At 48.4% G+C, this 15676-nt stretch carries 9 protein-coding genes; 3 read left to right on the top strand and 6 right to left on the bottom strand.

Annotation, left to right across the window (positions count from 1 at the left end):
- Window positions 1-148: 148 nt before the first annotated feature.
- Window positions 149-1093, bottom strand: coding sequence for a hypothetical protein (locus Pan54_RS10865; protein ID WP_146503506.1), 945 nt, complete (start codon window positions 1091-1093; stop codon window positions 149-151).
- Window positions 1090-5922, bottom strand: a complete 4833-nt coding sequence (locus Pan54_RS10860) for a Calx-beta domain-containing protein (protein ID WP_165441718.1) — start codon at window positions 5920-5922, stop codon at window positions 1090-1092. The genes Pan54_RS10865 and Pan54_RS10860 overlap by 4 nt, the downstream gene beginning before the upstream one ends.
- A gap of 739 nt (window positions 5923-6661) precedes the next feature.
- On the opposite strand from Pan54_RS10860, the gene Pan54_RS10855 reads away from it, so the two are divergent.
- Window positions 6662-7252, top strand: coding sequence for a hypothetical protein (locus tag Pan54_RS10855; protein WP_146503504.1), 591 nt, complete (start codon window positions 6662-6664; stop codon window positions 7250-7252).
- A 99-nt stretch (window positions 7253-7351) separates the two neighbouring features.
- Window positions 7352-7888: a GNAT family N-acetyltransferase gene (locus Pan54_RS10850; RefSeq protein ID WP_207310108.1), complete on the top strand. Its 537-nt coding sequence runs from the start codon at window positions 7352-7354 to the stop codon at window positions 7886-7888.
- A gap of 253 nt (window positions 7889-8141) precedes the next feature.
- Here the strand turns inward: Pan54_RS10850 and Pan54_RS25815 are convergent, their stop codons facing one another.
- On the bottom strand, window positions 8142-8318 hold the full coding sequence (locus Pan54_RS25815) for a hypothetical protein (RefSeq protein ID WP_165441717.1): 177 nt from the start codon (window positions 8316-8318) through the stop codon (window positions 8142-8144).
- 237 nt (window positions 8319-8555) lie between these two features.
- On the opposite strand from Pan54_RS25815, the gene Pan54_RS10840 reads away from it, so the two are divergent.
- Window positions 8556-9044 (top strand): hypothetical protein, encoded by a 489-nt coding sequence (locus Pan54_RS10840; RefSeq protein ID WP_146503502.1) that lies wholly within the window; start codon window positions 8556-8558, stop codon window positions 9042-9044.
- 261 nt (window positions 9045-9305) lie between these two features.
- Here the strand turns inward: Pan54_RS10840 and Pan54_RS10835 are convergent, their stop codons facing one another.
- From Pan54_RS10835 to Pan54_RS10825, 3 genes are all read right to left on the bottom strand, one after another.
- A complete protein-coding gene (locus Pan54_RS10835) occupies window positions 9306-10472 on the bottom strand; it encodes a serine hydrolase domain-containing protein (protein WP_146503501.1) in 1167 nt (388 codons plus the stop codon).
- Window positions 10473-10753: 281 nt separating this feature from the next.
- Window positions 10754-11365: a chemotaxis protein CheB gene (locus tag Pan54_RS10830; protein ID WP_146503500.1), complete on the bottom strand. Its 612-nt coding sequence runs from the start codon at window positions 11363-11365 to the stop codon at window positions 10754-10756.
- Window positions 11366-11372: 7 nt separating this feature from the next.
- Window positions 11373-15518 (bottom strand): chemotaxis protein CheB, encoded by a 4146-nt coding sequence (locus Pan54_RS10825; protein ID WP_146503499.1) that lies wholly within the window; start codon window positions 15516-15518, stop codon window positions 11373-11375.
- Between the last annotated feature and the right edge of the window lie 158 nt (window positions 15519-15676).

The following is a 15676-nucleotide window of genomic DNA, read 5'->3' as shown; positions in this document are numbered from 1 at the left end:
AAACTCACGTGATGATAGGGGTTGAAGATCGACTCATTGCCAACAATAAAAAGAGCCTGAAAACGCTTGCGATCACTAAAAATCGTATCTCGCAGTCAGGCTCGGCACAAGAGTGAAATATGACCCTCACCACACATTCGATTTCCGTTTACTTTATTGCGTTTCCCAAAAAACTGAGCAACTCTGCATCAGAAATAGAACGGGCATCTGTAAACAGATGGTCTGCGAACTCGGCAGGAACAATCGGCTCACGTATTCGAAAATATTCGAATGATGCTATCAAATCCGGTCGCCCGCTCCGGATTACGGTGCTGTTTTGCTGAGCTGGCGAAAATTTCGATGCGCTCGGGTAGTCGGTGTATACGGTGAACCCGACCTGTAAGCTCTCTGGCATATCCGGACGATGATACCGACGATGAACCATCCATTGACTGTTCGGCAAACGACGCAGCAGTAGAAAATGTGATCCCAATCGAGCAATACGAATTTCTGCCACTCCAGTAGACAGTGGTTCAATTTTAAGTTGAGAATCACTGTTGCGGGTCGTCTTCACTTCAAATGCAAATTCTCCTGGCTTATTGGCTGTTCCCAGGGAGAGAAACAGATAGTTCTCCCCACCGGGCCGCCAGGTACGAGAATTGATATGACGAGGTGATCGCACCATCAAACCTCCCAGGGAAAATTGTGAGCGTGGTGCGCCGGAACGGTCTCGATTCGTAATTTCCGCTCGGGTGGTCACAACGAAGTTCCCCGTGATCTCTTTGAAGACGAGCACGCCCCGATAATCCTGATACCAGGTACTTGTGTGCGGAATCAGGGTCATCCAACCCGGTTTGGTTTTGCCGACATTAATACTTTGTAGTTGATCGGCTTCGGTCTGTTCCGTCTGGAAAATTCGTTGCCAGTCTGCGAGTGTTTCGGGATCGTTAAATTCGTCGCTGGCATGGTTCAGTCTGTCTGCCTCGATAATCTCTACTGCAGTGGATTGAGCAAGGGAAATCGAAACACATTGAAACAACTGTATCGCGAGCGCGGCGTTTAGAACCATTACAATACGAGTTGCTTTTCCAGGATTGCCTGTTTCAAACATCATTCCGCCTGTTCTATTTCAATAGTAATTAATTGCTCGGTGGTTGCGATCCCGTCGGAGATCAAGACTCGCAGACTGAACGCGGTTGTCTGCAGCAAACTGCGATTGATAACCAGCTGACCATCAATGAATTCCGCTGTCACCTGAATCGGTTCTACTTGAATAAGCATATCGGGATTCTCGTAATAGCTTGTATCAAGCGTCTCAATCAGCACACTCGATTCGAAACTTCCGCTCCAGTAATACAGATCTCCATTTTCGAGTATGTAGTACCAGTGATTGTTCTGGCCGCGGATCCATTTTTCCTGCATCCCGTGATAATTCTGATAGTAATCTCCAGTCGACCAGAATCCGTACTGTTGATCGAGTTGATAAGCGGTATCAAGCACTTCGACGGTCACTTGCAGCGGGGTTCCGTCTGCATCACTGAAGTTCATCGGAAGGGTCGTTTCGGTCTGTTCGGCGAGCAGCAACTGATCGGGGATCAAATCCATCATCGGGGGTTGATTGATCACCGATACCGAAAACTGGACTGAGGTTGTGTTTCGTCCATCGGTCGCCAGAATTTCAATCATGAATTCACCAGCAAATGTTTCAGCGGGGTCGATATGCAATTCGTTCCCGATCATCTGCAGCGTTACCGGAATTGATTCGACATCAATCAGCAACGTCGGATCTTCGTAAACCGCGGCCCCCAAGGCTGCAATCAGCGGACTTGTTTCGAGACTGCCATTCCATTGATGCAGATCCCCATTTTCCAGCAGATAGAACCACTGATTGGCTTGACTCCGAAGCCAGCGTTCTCCGCCTCCCTGGTGGTTCTCGAAATAGTTTCCCTCACTCCAGAAATCGAACTGCTGATCGAGTTCATATCTTTCGGCACCGACAATTTGTGCGATCAGTTGCACTGGCTCGCTGTCGCTGTCGCCATACTCAAGCGGAACAATCAGCAAGTTATCGGTAACAGACATCTGCTGGTTGGCAATGGGGGAGATTATGGGGGTAGAATTTATGACTGAAACCATCACCCGCTGCGTATCTTCCCGGCTGCCATCGCCAATCGTGACATCGATTTCATAACTGCCGAGAAAATTCTCTGACGGTGTAATGATCAACTGGTTGTCCACCACCGAAACGACCGCTGGAATTTCCACATCGATCAATCGCTGGGGATCGTCATAAACATCTGCAGTTAATGAGGCAATCAACTCGCTCTTAGCAAAACTTTCCTGCCAGCGAAACAGTTCGCCGTTGTTGAGCAGATAAAACCAGTCGTATCCGTCGCCTTGAATCCAGCGTTCGTTCTGCCCGTGATAATTTTGGTGATAATTGCCGGTACTGTGAAAGTTGTACTGCTGGTCGAGCAGGTACTCCGGGGTGATGACCAGTTCTGCAGAGTACGACAATGCGACTCCATCAGGTAGAGTGGCCGGCAAAACATGCTCGTAAACGTCCAGCGTATGACTGATCTGCAGAGACGGGATGACTTCAAAATCATTATCAGTAATCACGATTTCTGCGGCTGCAAGTTCTCCCACTGAATAGGCAGCATCGGCGAGCAGTTCCACAAGAACGTTTTCGTCCCCTTCTGCAAGTTCGTCATCGACAGGCTGCAGCACTAGCGTGTTGGAAGTCTCTCCCGCCAGAATCACAATCGAATATCCGGGATCGGTATAATCTGCACCGACCATCGCAGAGCCAGCCAGCGAATAATAGACGGTCAAATCTTCGCTCTGCGCCTCAGACAGGCTGAACAACACCGTTGCAGCCGTTCCGGATTCACTTCCTGTGGAATTATCGACATGCACTGTAACAACGGGAACAGGCGTCTGCGCTTCCGCCTGAGCAGCAATAAAGTCCTGCAGCGAGTTGTACTGATGAGCCGTCTCTAGCGGCTGATCCATCGCATAAAGCAAACCGTAACTGCCGTACGGACTGGCACCATAATGGCTGGTAAACGTGAACTCGTTATACAGATCCAGCCCGATATCCCGCACCACATTCAGTAGCGTTTGATAAACATCGTACATCCGGGGACTGTACATCGCCTCCACGGCAGCCGCTTCAGCTGGGCCTTGCCAGAATGGCGAGTTGAAACCGAAAATATGCGATCCACTTTCGTAACTCACATACTGAATTTCACGTCCTAGAATTTCCGAATAGTTGTCCGCAATATTCCGGTGCTGCTGCAGCAGATTGGATACATAAGGAATACTGACGTCATAGATCGTATCGATGATTTCATCAGATGTCAGCGTTTCATCAGCCACCGCCGCGAACGTATCTGGATAGCCAAAATAGGCGGTCGAAGAAACTGCATCAAACTGACCATTCATATTCATCAGCAGTTGTTCGAGTACGAACGGATTATTCTGCTGACCTGCCACCACACGCACAATACGATCTTCGATGCCTGAAAAAACATTACTCCAGATACTGAAATCGTTACTGATTTCAGCTGCAGCCAACTGGTAGATGTTTTGGCCGGCATTTTCTGGCAAACCAGCTTGCTCAAACAGCCAATCGTTTACGGGAAAAAATCCGTTCCATAATTCATTCGACCATTCCACATAGACTGTCAATTCCGGGTCGAGATTGTCGCGGACTAAGGTGGCAAAATTGGTCACAAATTCATCGTTGGCATTATACGGCATATTGAACCAGGGATTGGCTTCCAGTTCGTTGGCCAGTTCAATCATGTATTCGATCGCAATCCCATTGGTAATCCATTCATAATAACCTGCCGACCCGGGTGCATCACCCTGAGAGGCATCCGAAAGTTGACTCCGTTCCAGCCATTCGTCCACTTCGGCGTTGTAGTTGGTCATCTGCCAATCCATAAAGCGGATCGTATCGAAACCCTGCAGACGCTCGACGAATAGCGGATGAAACGGTGAAGTAGCGGCTCCTGGTTGCCAGTCCGGAACTACCAGACTTTCGCCGTTGTAGTCGGGCATCCAAAAATTGATGTTGCGGATCGGATCGTCGGGATTGGTACTGGAAATGGTCATTGCAAAATGGACTGCGGCCGGCATATCAACCAGTGCATAATTTCTGCCGGAATCGGTCACTCCGGATCCAATCACGTACGGCATTTCCAGCACGCCGGTTCCATCCCACTCAGCTCGATAGATTCCCGCCGGCTGATCCCCAGCCCCGGTAAAGATGACAGTTTGTGCCAGTTGCTGAAATTCGACTCCGTCTGCGTTCATCCAGATGGGCAATTCCGAAATCCAACCCTGCTCATCAACCTGAAGCCCAGGACCTTCACCGGCAATGTACTGCCAGCTTCTCTCACCCGTATTTAAATTATCAGCCCACGCTCCCCACGGACGAGATCTTAAAAACGCATCTTTGAATACCCATGCAGACCCCCAGTCGACATGACGCTCCAGATTCAAACCAATATCAAGTACCGTGTCATCATCCCGCAAATTGATACTGGACGATGTTGCTCCCTGAACCAGATAATCGCTTCCGTTGAGCAGTTGCAACTGGATCGACTCGGCTCGTTCATCAAGTTCATCATTAATCGTGCTGAGGTAAACAGTCGTCGATTCTGCACCGGCAGGGATGACCACCACGGTTGAGGAACTGACGGCATAATCCTGATCGACGACGGCCGAACCTGACAGGCTGATGTTGACCGACAAATCCTGATCGGTTGTGTAACCAGCCCGGCTAACCACAAATGCTGCTGTCTCGGCATCCCCTTCCACGATCAAATCTGTCAATGACGAGACACTTACTTCGGGAAGTTCGGTAAGCCCTGAAGGACCAATGTTGGCATTATTTCCCAGGAACGACAACAGCATCTCATCGGTAACGGCAGGACTCGTCAAATCCATTCCCAGCAATTCCGGAGGGACATCCGGATGGACAAAACGAGCATATTCGAATCCAACCGTCAAATCGGGATTAAAAGCCTGCCATGGAGACGGGTCGGCAATCGTTGTTGCTGTCAGCACGCTGCTGTTATGCAGAAACGGATCAAAATCGTTGGCCTTCTCCCAGTCGGAATAAGTGACCAGTCCAACCTGCAATGTTTCGGGCATATCATCCCGATTGTATCGCTGGTGGACCTGCCAGTTTTCACCAGGAAAACGATACAGTGTAATAACGGAATTGCCGATACGGGCGGTTTGAATAGTGACCGTGTTATGTGTCTGCCCGAACGGCGTGACTTGCAGTTGCGAACTGCTGTTACGAGTTGTTTTCACTTCCATGCCAAACTGATTGGCACCGTTGTTGTAAGCATATCCGTAGGAAAGAAACACATAATTTTCGCCGTTGTTGGTCCCGTCATCAGCTCGACTACCCGGTGCCCACTCGGTTGCAGGATCGGTGATATCACGCGGGGTACGAATCATAACACCCCCCAGCGAAAAGGCCCCATCACCTGGAATATCGTCCGCATCGCTGCCGCCGATATCATCACGGTCAGTAATATGAATCTGACTGGTTACCACGAAATCACCAGTCACTTCTTTGAAAGCCATTGGCCCCCGCCAATCATCAAACCAAACCACCGTATTCGGTTGCATCACCAACCGGCCTGCCTGCGTTTGATCGATGTCATAGACGTTGAGTTGATCTGCATTCCAACCCTCGACTTCGTTCACCCGCTGCCAGTTCTCCTGAGTGGTGGAATCGTCAAATTCATCACTCAGACCGTCAATCAGCGTCGCTGACAACAACTGCCGCACTTCCAGAAACTCTGCAGCGACCTCCATCGTGCACTTACGCCGCCTCATGCGTTTTGAGTGTGAATTGAAATATGCTGCATTTGCTGAATTTATTAGCTGCTTTTGTAAGCGTGAAATGATTGACATCAGGTTGTTCCTTACCATCGAAGCGATTGAGACGAATGGCCCGTCCTGCTTATAAATGGCGTGAAACCGTTCAACCTTTCACAGTTTTTAGGAATTTCCAAATAATTTGATCATGTTGCATCGCTTCGATTAATTAATACTTCTACAACTTCACCTAGATTTCCCTCCCTTCGAACGTTCCTGAAATGTGAGACTTGTTGTTGCGTTGGGGATACTTTCAGAATGCTTTCTGAGTTTCCCAATTATGCGTTTTTGTGAGGGGAGCGATTGAGGGAGATTAGATTTCTCAATCCTTCGGTTTATTTGCGGTACTGCTGACTGTTAACAGGTCTCTACTCACGCAAGACTTCGAGCGGACATTACAGTATCCGTCCCACTTCCAACTGTAAAATTGCGACTGGCAATCTTTCCTGGACTTGGCCCGCCCAACTCTAATCTCGGGCCGTTATAGATCCAAAATGCTCTTCCCAGTGGACATAAGCCTGTTCATTCCGATAAGACTAATCGTTGGCTTTGAGTTTTAAACCGAACTGATCAAGCAACTTAGGTGAAGTGGTTGCGAGAGGCTTCCTCATTGGACTCGCAGTTAAAGAGGATCTCACAAGCAGTCTACTGGTTGACAGGCGTCGATCCATAAGTGAATAATGATGAGATGTGATATACAGAATTTCAAACATTATTAGACAGAAGCCAATTCTGTCCAACAATTAGTTAGCCAACAGCCAAGAGGTTCTACCCGATGAAGATGGTTTCTTCGGCAATCGCAGTGATCACTCTGATTTCGCTGTCTGGTTGTGGCAGCGAAACGGCAGTCTGGACAGAAAGCGCTGCCGCCATTGACTGCGCAATCGAAGTTCAGATCGCAGTCCGCTCACAGCCATACCGGCAGGGTGACGGCATTAATGACGGCGACTTTCTCGTCGTGTCCTCAAATGTGTTTCCCATTCAATCAACCGGCGGTCCCAGCCATGTTGTCTGCAATAACGACGGCGTAATCATCGAAATGCAGTGGGATGATGTGCGATTACTTCAGACTCGGATCGACCAGCATCAAAGCCCCGAGACGCGACTTTCGTTCGACAACTTCCGGTGTGTCATCATGAACAAATTGGTCGTAGGTAGCACTTCGCACGGTATGGTCTCTGGACCAAATTCACGGAACTTGAACACTGAGTTTGACTGGCTGTTTTCACCGTTAACATTTTCGTCGGGCGTTGAAAAGAACGAGCGTACTCTCGTCATTCGCGCTCGCTTGTTGCCACAAATCGAGTCCGCAAAGCCCCTGACTATTCCCCAGATGCCAGATACTGCAACGGAAAACGCTGGCTAACAAAACCATGCAGCCGAGTTGCGGTCGGCCCGTAATCAAATGGACCATCAAACGCCGCAACCAGCTGATGGTAAGCGTTATGTGCAAGAAGGCAATCGCGTGAATCTCAGACACCACAATGCGGAAGACGCAAACGCCATCGTGCATCTGTTTACGTCCGTGTTTGCCACCTCCGAAGGCGAAGCCGAGGGGGCGTTGATTGGCAAACTCGCAGCAGACCTTCTTGAAACTCCGGACGATCGTGACTTATTCAACTACGTTGCCGTCGATTCTGATTGCGTCGTTGCGTCAATCTTTTTCACGCGGCTCGAATTCGACAACAAATGCGATGCATTCATCCTTGCTCCCGTAGCCGTGCGTAGTGACCGACAGCGTGAGGGCATTGGGCAGGCTTTGATCGGTCACGGATTGAATGACCTGAGAGAACGAGGCGTCGATTTCGTGCTTACATATGGAGACCCAGACTTTTATCAGAAGGTCGGTTTTCAGCAAATATCCCCAACGACAATTAGAGCTCCCTTCCGGCTTTCACAACCAGAAGGCTGGCTTGGTCAATCTCTCGGTATAAAGTCCATTGAAACACTGACAGGGACTTGCGCTTGTGTCAATGCATTCAACGATCCTGTGTATTGGTAACTCATCTCGTGAACGGGACCCCACATTACCAAGCGGTCAACCGGAGCCGTCGTTGACGCGTTTATTTGAAGTCATAGTTTTTTTGACGGCGGCCCGGTTATCGCCGTCGTTCGTACGCTCAGTCACACACATAGGAGCTCACTTCATTGCCTTACGTCATGGTTGACATCGAATCCGATGGGCCGATTCCCGGCGACTACTCAATGGTTTGTTTCGGCGCGGTCATTGTCGAGCCCGAATTGAAACGTACTTTTTACGGAAAGCTCAAGCCGATATCTGAGCAATTCAATCCGGACGCTCTTGCCGTCAGTGGATTCACACGCGAAGAATGTCTCGGATCGACCAGCATCACAGCCCCGAGACGCGACTTTCGTTCGACAACTTCCGGTGTGTCATCAAGAACAAATTGGTCGTAGGTAGCACTTCGCACGGTATGGGCTCTGGACCTAATTCACGGAACTTGAACACTGAGTTTGACTGGCTGTTTTCACCGTTAACATTTTCGTCGGGCGTTGAAAAGAACGAGCGTACTCTCGTCATTCGCGCTCGCTTGTTGCCACAAATCGAGCCCGCAAAGCCCCTGACTATTCCCCAGATGCCAGATACTGCAACGGAAAACGCTGGCTAACAAAACCATGCAGCCGAGTTGCGGTCGGCCCGTAATCAAATGGAACATCAAACGCCGCAACCAGCTGATGGTAAGCGTTATCTGGCAGATAGAATCGCGATTGATCAAATGACGACCTCCGCTCAACGAACCGTCGAATCATACCCGTACACGATGGCGGTGATTCGACTTGTCATCGCCGTTTGTCTCGTCCCAATGCTGGTGTACCTATGCTTGCAGACGGATCACGCAAGACTGAAAGGGATGCCGATGGAAAATTGGCGACTTATTCCACTGATCTTGACCGCAACGACATTCGCCTTCCTTGGAAAACGATTCCTAAATTCAATCGCTGGGTTATTCCTCGGCGGCATTGGTGGTGCGTTTGGAACATTGGATAATTTCGCTGGTCCGTACGGTGGCGTCGTCGGTTTACTCGTCGGTGCAATCGTCATTGCGATTCCCATCATGCACAAACCACGACCGAACAGTGCGACGACCAAAGCGCAAGACAGAAAAAATGGTGACACCGTTCACGATGGAGCGTAAAGCCAAATAACCATCGCAGAGTGGTCCGACCGACTTTGTCGGTCGTGTGCTGAAAGCACAAGATGCTTCACCGTTCGCATGCTAAGTTTATTGAACTGCGAATTCATACTACCCGGATGGCCCTAAAGATTCTTTCAGGGCGGCGCAGTCGTAAGATGTAATTTGCAGAACAGATCATCAAACTGAAAGCTTCTTATGGACTTCGTCCACTCAGATAGCGAAGCAATCTGGGCCACTCGTCTTTATGCAACGACATTGATTTTATTGATCTGGACAGCAATAAATCGCCGCGGCTGCGATTGTGCCAATGCGACCAGCCAGTTGATTGACAGAACCTTTTCCATCGGGATGGACTCGATTACTCAGGAAAATGACATACAGATCGAGTTCGGGGTCGATCCAGAATGAGGTTCCTGTAAATCCCCCATGCCCGAATGCTTGAGAACTGAATAAGTCGCCACGGTTAGAAGAATAAGCCGATTGAGAATCCCATCCCAGGGTTCGATGGCCGCCGGGAACCTGTTGAGGCGTCGACATCATGTTGACCATCGGCTGATGAAACGGAGCAGTCGATTCTTTCTGTGAAGTGCGCAGGATTGCGGTTGCGTATTTGGCCAGGTCGGTTGCAGTGGAAAAGAGACCGGCATGTCCCGCGACACCCTCCAGGAGCCAGGCTCGCGGATCGTGCACTTGACCTTGAATCCATTTCCCATCCCGCTGCTGGGTGACGGCGGCTTTTCGCTGTAATGTCTCAGGCGGATTGTAACCTGTTTCATTCATCTGCAAAGGTTGAAAGATTTCTTTCGAAGTGAATTCAGCCAGGCTACTTCCCGAGATCTGTTCGACAATTCTACCAAGCACAATAAAGCCGACATCAGAATATATGAATTTTTCATCGGGATTTGCTCTCAAGCCAAGTTCATCGATCCGCTGGAAAGCGATGAGTTTACCGTCTTGGTAGTCTTTCAAATTGTTGTCTGGCAGCAGGCCGGAAGTGTGCGTGAGCAACTGACGAATGGTAATGTTGGCTTTGCCGTGAGATTGAAATTCTGGTAGATATTGACTGGCCGGATCGTCAAACTGCAGATGTCCTCTTGTTTGTAGCAGATGGATGCTGGTGGCGGTGGCGAGGGGTTTGGTGAGTGAGGCGAGATCGAAAAGCGTCTCTGGCAACATGGGTTGTTTTTCAGGCAGCAGTTGGCGGTAGCCGAATGCTCGATGATAGACAATTCCAGCTCGACGACCGATCAATACAACACACCCTGGCATTTTATGATCAGCCAGAGCTGCGTTCACTATGGGGGCAATCGCATCGAGTCGCTGAGAGGCCATCCCCGCCGAACTGGGAGGGATACTTGGCGGATTCGCATGGACTATCGCGGGGCAAACGAGCAGCAGGAAGAAGATCGGCAACGATCGATAGAACATGTATTGATCCAGACAGTTTGGGTTGTGTAGAAAGCTAGTCGGTGATTCGGGCAGAGAATGATGAAGCTCCACTCGGGTAGAACAGGAGCGATTCGTGGCCACCCACGATGTTATAATTCTCCATGCGAATAACGGTTCAAAGTTATGTGGATTGCGAAAGTTATGAAAACAACCATATGGTTCCTGCGAGCTGATTTAGCCAGTCGGGCCGGGTCTCTCTTCAAGGGGATAAAAATCGGGTGAGCATCAGGGAAACAGAACTGTTGTTCCTGACTGCAGGATTAGTGGCAATTCCTGCCTGCGCCTAATTCTACCAGTCGACTGGCAATTTCAATTGTCGTTCCGACGAAATCACATTCGACCGATTTCAATGCATTTTTTGGCATACTGTCGAATGCTGCGTCTTCAGGTGTTTGGACAATGCAGGTTCCGCCAGATTCCTTGATTGCTTTTAATCCATCGACACCATCCCATAACATTCCGGAGAGAATGATCCCCACTGCATTTTTGCCAGCTGTATTGGCAATGGAGGTAAACAGGTCATCTATTCGAAGCAGATTTCGAACATGTCCCGGGTCTAAGCCAATGTGAACCTCTCCCCCTTCTACTGTCAGTACTTCGTCAGGACGACCAATATAAATGTGAGTACAGCTGAGTTTATCGCCATCGATCGTATCACTGACCCGTAGTCGTGTGTGGTTTTGCAGTAATGATGGCAAGACGTTTGGAGCAGTTGAGGAACGATGTGTGGCGATCATCAACGCCCCCTGGAAATGAGTCGGCAATAGATCGATAATTTCTACAATCGCTTTTAATCCACCAGCTGAGGCACCCACACCGATCAGCAGGTTGGAATAGCTGTTTTCACTGGAAGGTTCAAAATTGGAATTCATGTCGTGATCATTCGGATTTCGAGATCAAATTTAAAATTCTGTCTAACTCGACAGGATCCAGTGGTTTCACTAAATGCGTGTTGAAACCTGCTTCTTTCGTAGCCTCGCGGTCTTCAGTACATCCGTATCCTGTTAAGGCAATTAAGTAGACGTCATTGCCAAGTTCTGCCCGAACTCTCTTAGCAACTTCATATCCACTGATTCCAGGCAAGCCAATATCAACGATAGCGACATCCGGGTGCTGATGCAAAATGACATCCAATCCCTGGCTTCCGTTCGAAGCCGTCAGGACGAGATGGCCTTTTAGTCGGAGCAATGTTTTGAGCATTGCGCGGTTATCTTCATTGTCCTCGACGAGAACGATATTCTTTTGATCGGAAGCTTCGGGATCTTTGAGACTCGGCTGGGATGCCATGGGCATTTGTGAGACTTGAGATAATGGAAGTCGCACAACAAACTCACTTCCCTTTCCGGTACCATTGCTAAAGGCACTGACACGTCCTCCATGCAATTCGGTAATGTCTTTTACAAGTGTCAAACCAAGCCCCATACCCCCTTGAGAGCGGTCCAGAGTATCGTCTGATTGCACAAATAATTCAAAAATCTTTTCCAGCATGTGGGACGGAATTCCGTTCCCATTGTCACTCACGCGGAGGATTGCTTCCCCATCTTCTTTTGCGAGGGAAAGTCGTATCTGGCCTCCTTCGGGTGTGTATTTGGCAGCGTTGGCCAACAAGTTTTCCTGGATTTGCAGAAGCCGCGAGGGGTCCCCTTCAACAATCACTGGTTCAGACGATATATCCACCGTTAACTGATGATTTAATGCGTCGATATGAGGACGAATGGCCTGGAGCGTATCTTCAATGAGTAGCGTCATGTCGACGACTTGTTTTCTAATCTCGATTTTCCCTTGCGTGACGCGTGAGACATCCAGCAGATCGTCCAGAAGTCGGGCGACCTGTAGTGTCTGTCGTTGAATGACCTTGCAGGCTTCAAAGAGTGGTTTAGTAAGGGCCTTTTCATCTGCACCATCCAATAAGTAGGTGGCATTGAGAGCCGCCCCTAATGGATTTCTGAGTTCGTGCGAAAGCATTGCCAGAAACTGATCTCGTCTTTTGACCGCATCGCGGGCTTTGTCCTCAGCTAATTTACGATCGGTAATGTCCTTGGCAATCGAAGCGATCACGACAGGCTTTCCTTTCTGATCCGTCAATAAAGAAAGCGTAAGTAATACTGGAAATGGATTACCGTTGATATCTTGCTTGATTGTTTCAATGCTACGTAAGCCCGATTTTTCGATACAACGCTCACGTAATTCCTTCGCACGAATCTGTTCGTCCGTAGGGACCAGCTTTTCAAAACTCTGTCCCAATAATTCATTACGGTTCCATCCATAGACTTTTTCTGCTTCCGCATTCACATCGATAATTCGGCCATCGAGATCTTCCAGAATGATAGGATCCGCACCATCTTGAAAGACTTTGGACATGAGTTTTAATTCTTCCTCAGCCTGCTTCAATCGACTGATTTCTATGAGGGTAAGAACGACTCCATCGACTTTGTTTTTGGAACGATAAGGTAAGATTCGCATCAGGAAAGTCTGGGAATCTCCACCGTGAACTTCCATCTCCAGCGGAGACTCTTCAGTGAGCACCCGTTTCAAATCGTTGACGAGATGCGGATGATCGATATTGTGAGCGAAACTGTCGACCCGTCGCCCAATATCTAATGGTAACAAGTGAAACGTTTCGCCAATTTTTGGAGTAAACTTTCGGATGCATAACTCACGATCAAGAAAAATCACACCAACTTCAGTGCTGTGCAGCAGATTGTCCATATCTGCGGTCAACTCCATCAACTCTGCAATCTTTTTCTGATACTCAGCATTAACCGTATAAAGCTCTTCATTAACGCTATGCAGTTCTTCGTTCGTGCTTTGCAACTCTTCATTGGAGGCAACAAGTTCCTCATTCGTGGCCTGTAACTCTTCATTGCTGGTCTCCATCTCTTCAACGGTCGACTGCAGATTTTCTTTCGTGTACAGCAACTCAGATTCCAGCGCCATCATCTGTTCTTTAGAGGCCTCGTCGAGATCCATATTCAAAGCAACTTCGTTATCGTCATCTTTAACTAATGCTTTCGGCTTTTCCATTGGTTCCAGAGTGACGAGGAATTGCTGTTCGTCTCCATTTCGCATCTGGAGTGGTCGCACTGTCAATCGCAGCTGTTCCTCAGATGTATCGTGTCTGACTCGAACACCTTTAAAATTGACCGACTTTTGATTTTTTGTCACTTGATGAACAGCTGTTGTTAATGGAATTTTCAGATCAGGCAGCATCAATTCAAAAATATCTGTGGAAGGTCGCCCATCAGTCAGCTTGAGGTATTTTGCAGCACCACTGAAAGACTGCACGAGCTCTCTTGAATTGTTGATCAGCAAAGTCGGCGGGGCATATTCTTTGAGTAATTCATCATAAGCTCTTAAGAGGGCTCCATTGGCAGGGGCATGCGGCTGGCTCAAACCCATACGAGGGATACGCGAATTGGCATATCCAGCAGAGAGTGGCAAACGCATTTCGACCGGCAGACGTTTATCTCGCCGTTTACGATAGATCTTCCAACGTTCATTAATCGCTTCGAACTCATCGGTCAGTTCTCCGGGGCTTTCGCTCGGACCCATAAACATGACACCTCGAGTGTTTAATGCGAAGTGAAACAACGAAATCGCTTTTTTCTGAGCGGGTTGCTCCAGATAAATCAGCATGTTCCGGCAGGTAATCAGATCGATTTTCGTGAAGGGTGCATCTTTGATAATGTTGTGTGGTGCGAACACAATCATTTGTCTCAGATCCTGGGAAACCTGAAAGCCCGTTTTCACTCGCTTGAAGTATTTTTCGAGCCGTTCCGAGGAAACCTCGGATAAACTTTCCTCGCTGTAAATCCCCACGCTAGCGGTTTCGAGTGAGGTTGGGTGAACATCGGTGGCAAATATCTTGACATTGAGCGGCTTGGCCATTTCTTGCATGTGCTCTTGAATGAGAATCGCCAATGAATAAGCCTCTTCGCCCGTGGCACAGCCAGCCACCCACACGCGTAGTTCTTCATGCTGCCGATGATTCTGCAGAATCTCTGGCAAAATATTCTGGTCAATCAGATCAAAGGCTTCTGGATCCCGGAAAAACTTCGTGACCCCAATCAGTAAATCTTTGTAGAGCAAATTTAACTCGCTTGAGTCATCTCGAAGACGGGTGACGTATTCATCCAAATCCGTAATTTGATGCATGAGCAAGCGACGTTGAACACGTCGGGTAACGGTGGACTGTTTGTAATACGAAAAATCAATATCGTAATGTTTTCGCAATAACTGAAAAATCGCATCAAAACCTTTCAGCATGGCTGGTTCGACAGGCATGAAATCAGTCAGATTCCTGGAACCTGGTTGTTGAATGTATGAAGAGAGAGCCGCTCCCATTCTTTCTGGAGGCAAGACCAGGTCAACAACTCCCGTTGCCTTGGCACTCTTGGGCATGCCGTCAAATTTTGCAGATTGCAGATCTTGAGCAATTACAAATCCACCGTTCGCGTGAACATCCTGAATTCCCTGCGAGCCATCGCTGCCTGTTCCTGAGAGAATCACAGCAATCGCCCGAGCCCCGGCATCTTGTGCCAGCGAACGAAAGAAAATGTCGATCGGTAATGTGAGTCCGGATTGGGGATCTTTATCACTGAGCAGCAACTTTCCATCCGAGATGATCATTTCCTTCTTGGGTGGTATTAAATAAATGGCGTTCGGCTCGACTTGCATCTCATCGGTCACTCGATGGATACGGATTTTGGTGTGACGAGCCAGCAATTCATCCATCACACTTTTAAAATCCGGTGATAAATGTTGAACCACCACAAATGCTAAGCCGGAATCGAGGCTCATGTTGTCAAAAAATGATTCCAAAGCTTCCAGTCCGCCCGCTGATGCACCAATGCCAACAATTGGGAATTCCTGTCTGAGAGATCGATGAGGGAGGGAGTCCAAGATTTCAGGGTTTTCAGCTGGTGTTTGATCTGTTTTACTTGTATTCACCATTTCAGGCGAATTTTCAAGATCAGTCTTATCAATTTCTCCTGATGGCCTGACCGGACACATAATCTCACTCATTTCTGTTTATTATATTTTATAATGTTTTGTTATGTTTATAGGCGTCTTTCGATTGAAAAACAGCTCAAGCAGATTTCAAAATATTAAGTCAGCAAAATTTATACCAACCTGGATGTCCTCTTGCCGGTTCATGGCTGGAATTCATTCTCTGTCAATTT

Origin of the sequence: Rubinisphaera italica, from assembly GCF_007859715.1 — a bacterium.
Classification (GTDB): Bacteria; Planctomycetota; Planctomycetia; order Planctomycetales; family Planctomycetaceae; genus Rubinisphaera; species Rubinisphaera italica.
This window is presented reverse-complemented; position numbering and strand designations above follow the sequence as displayed.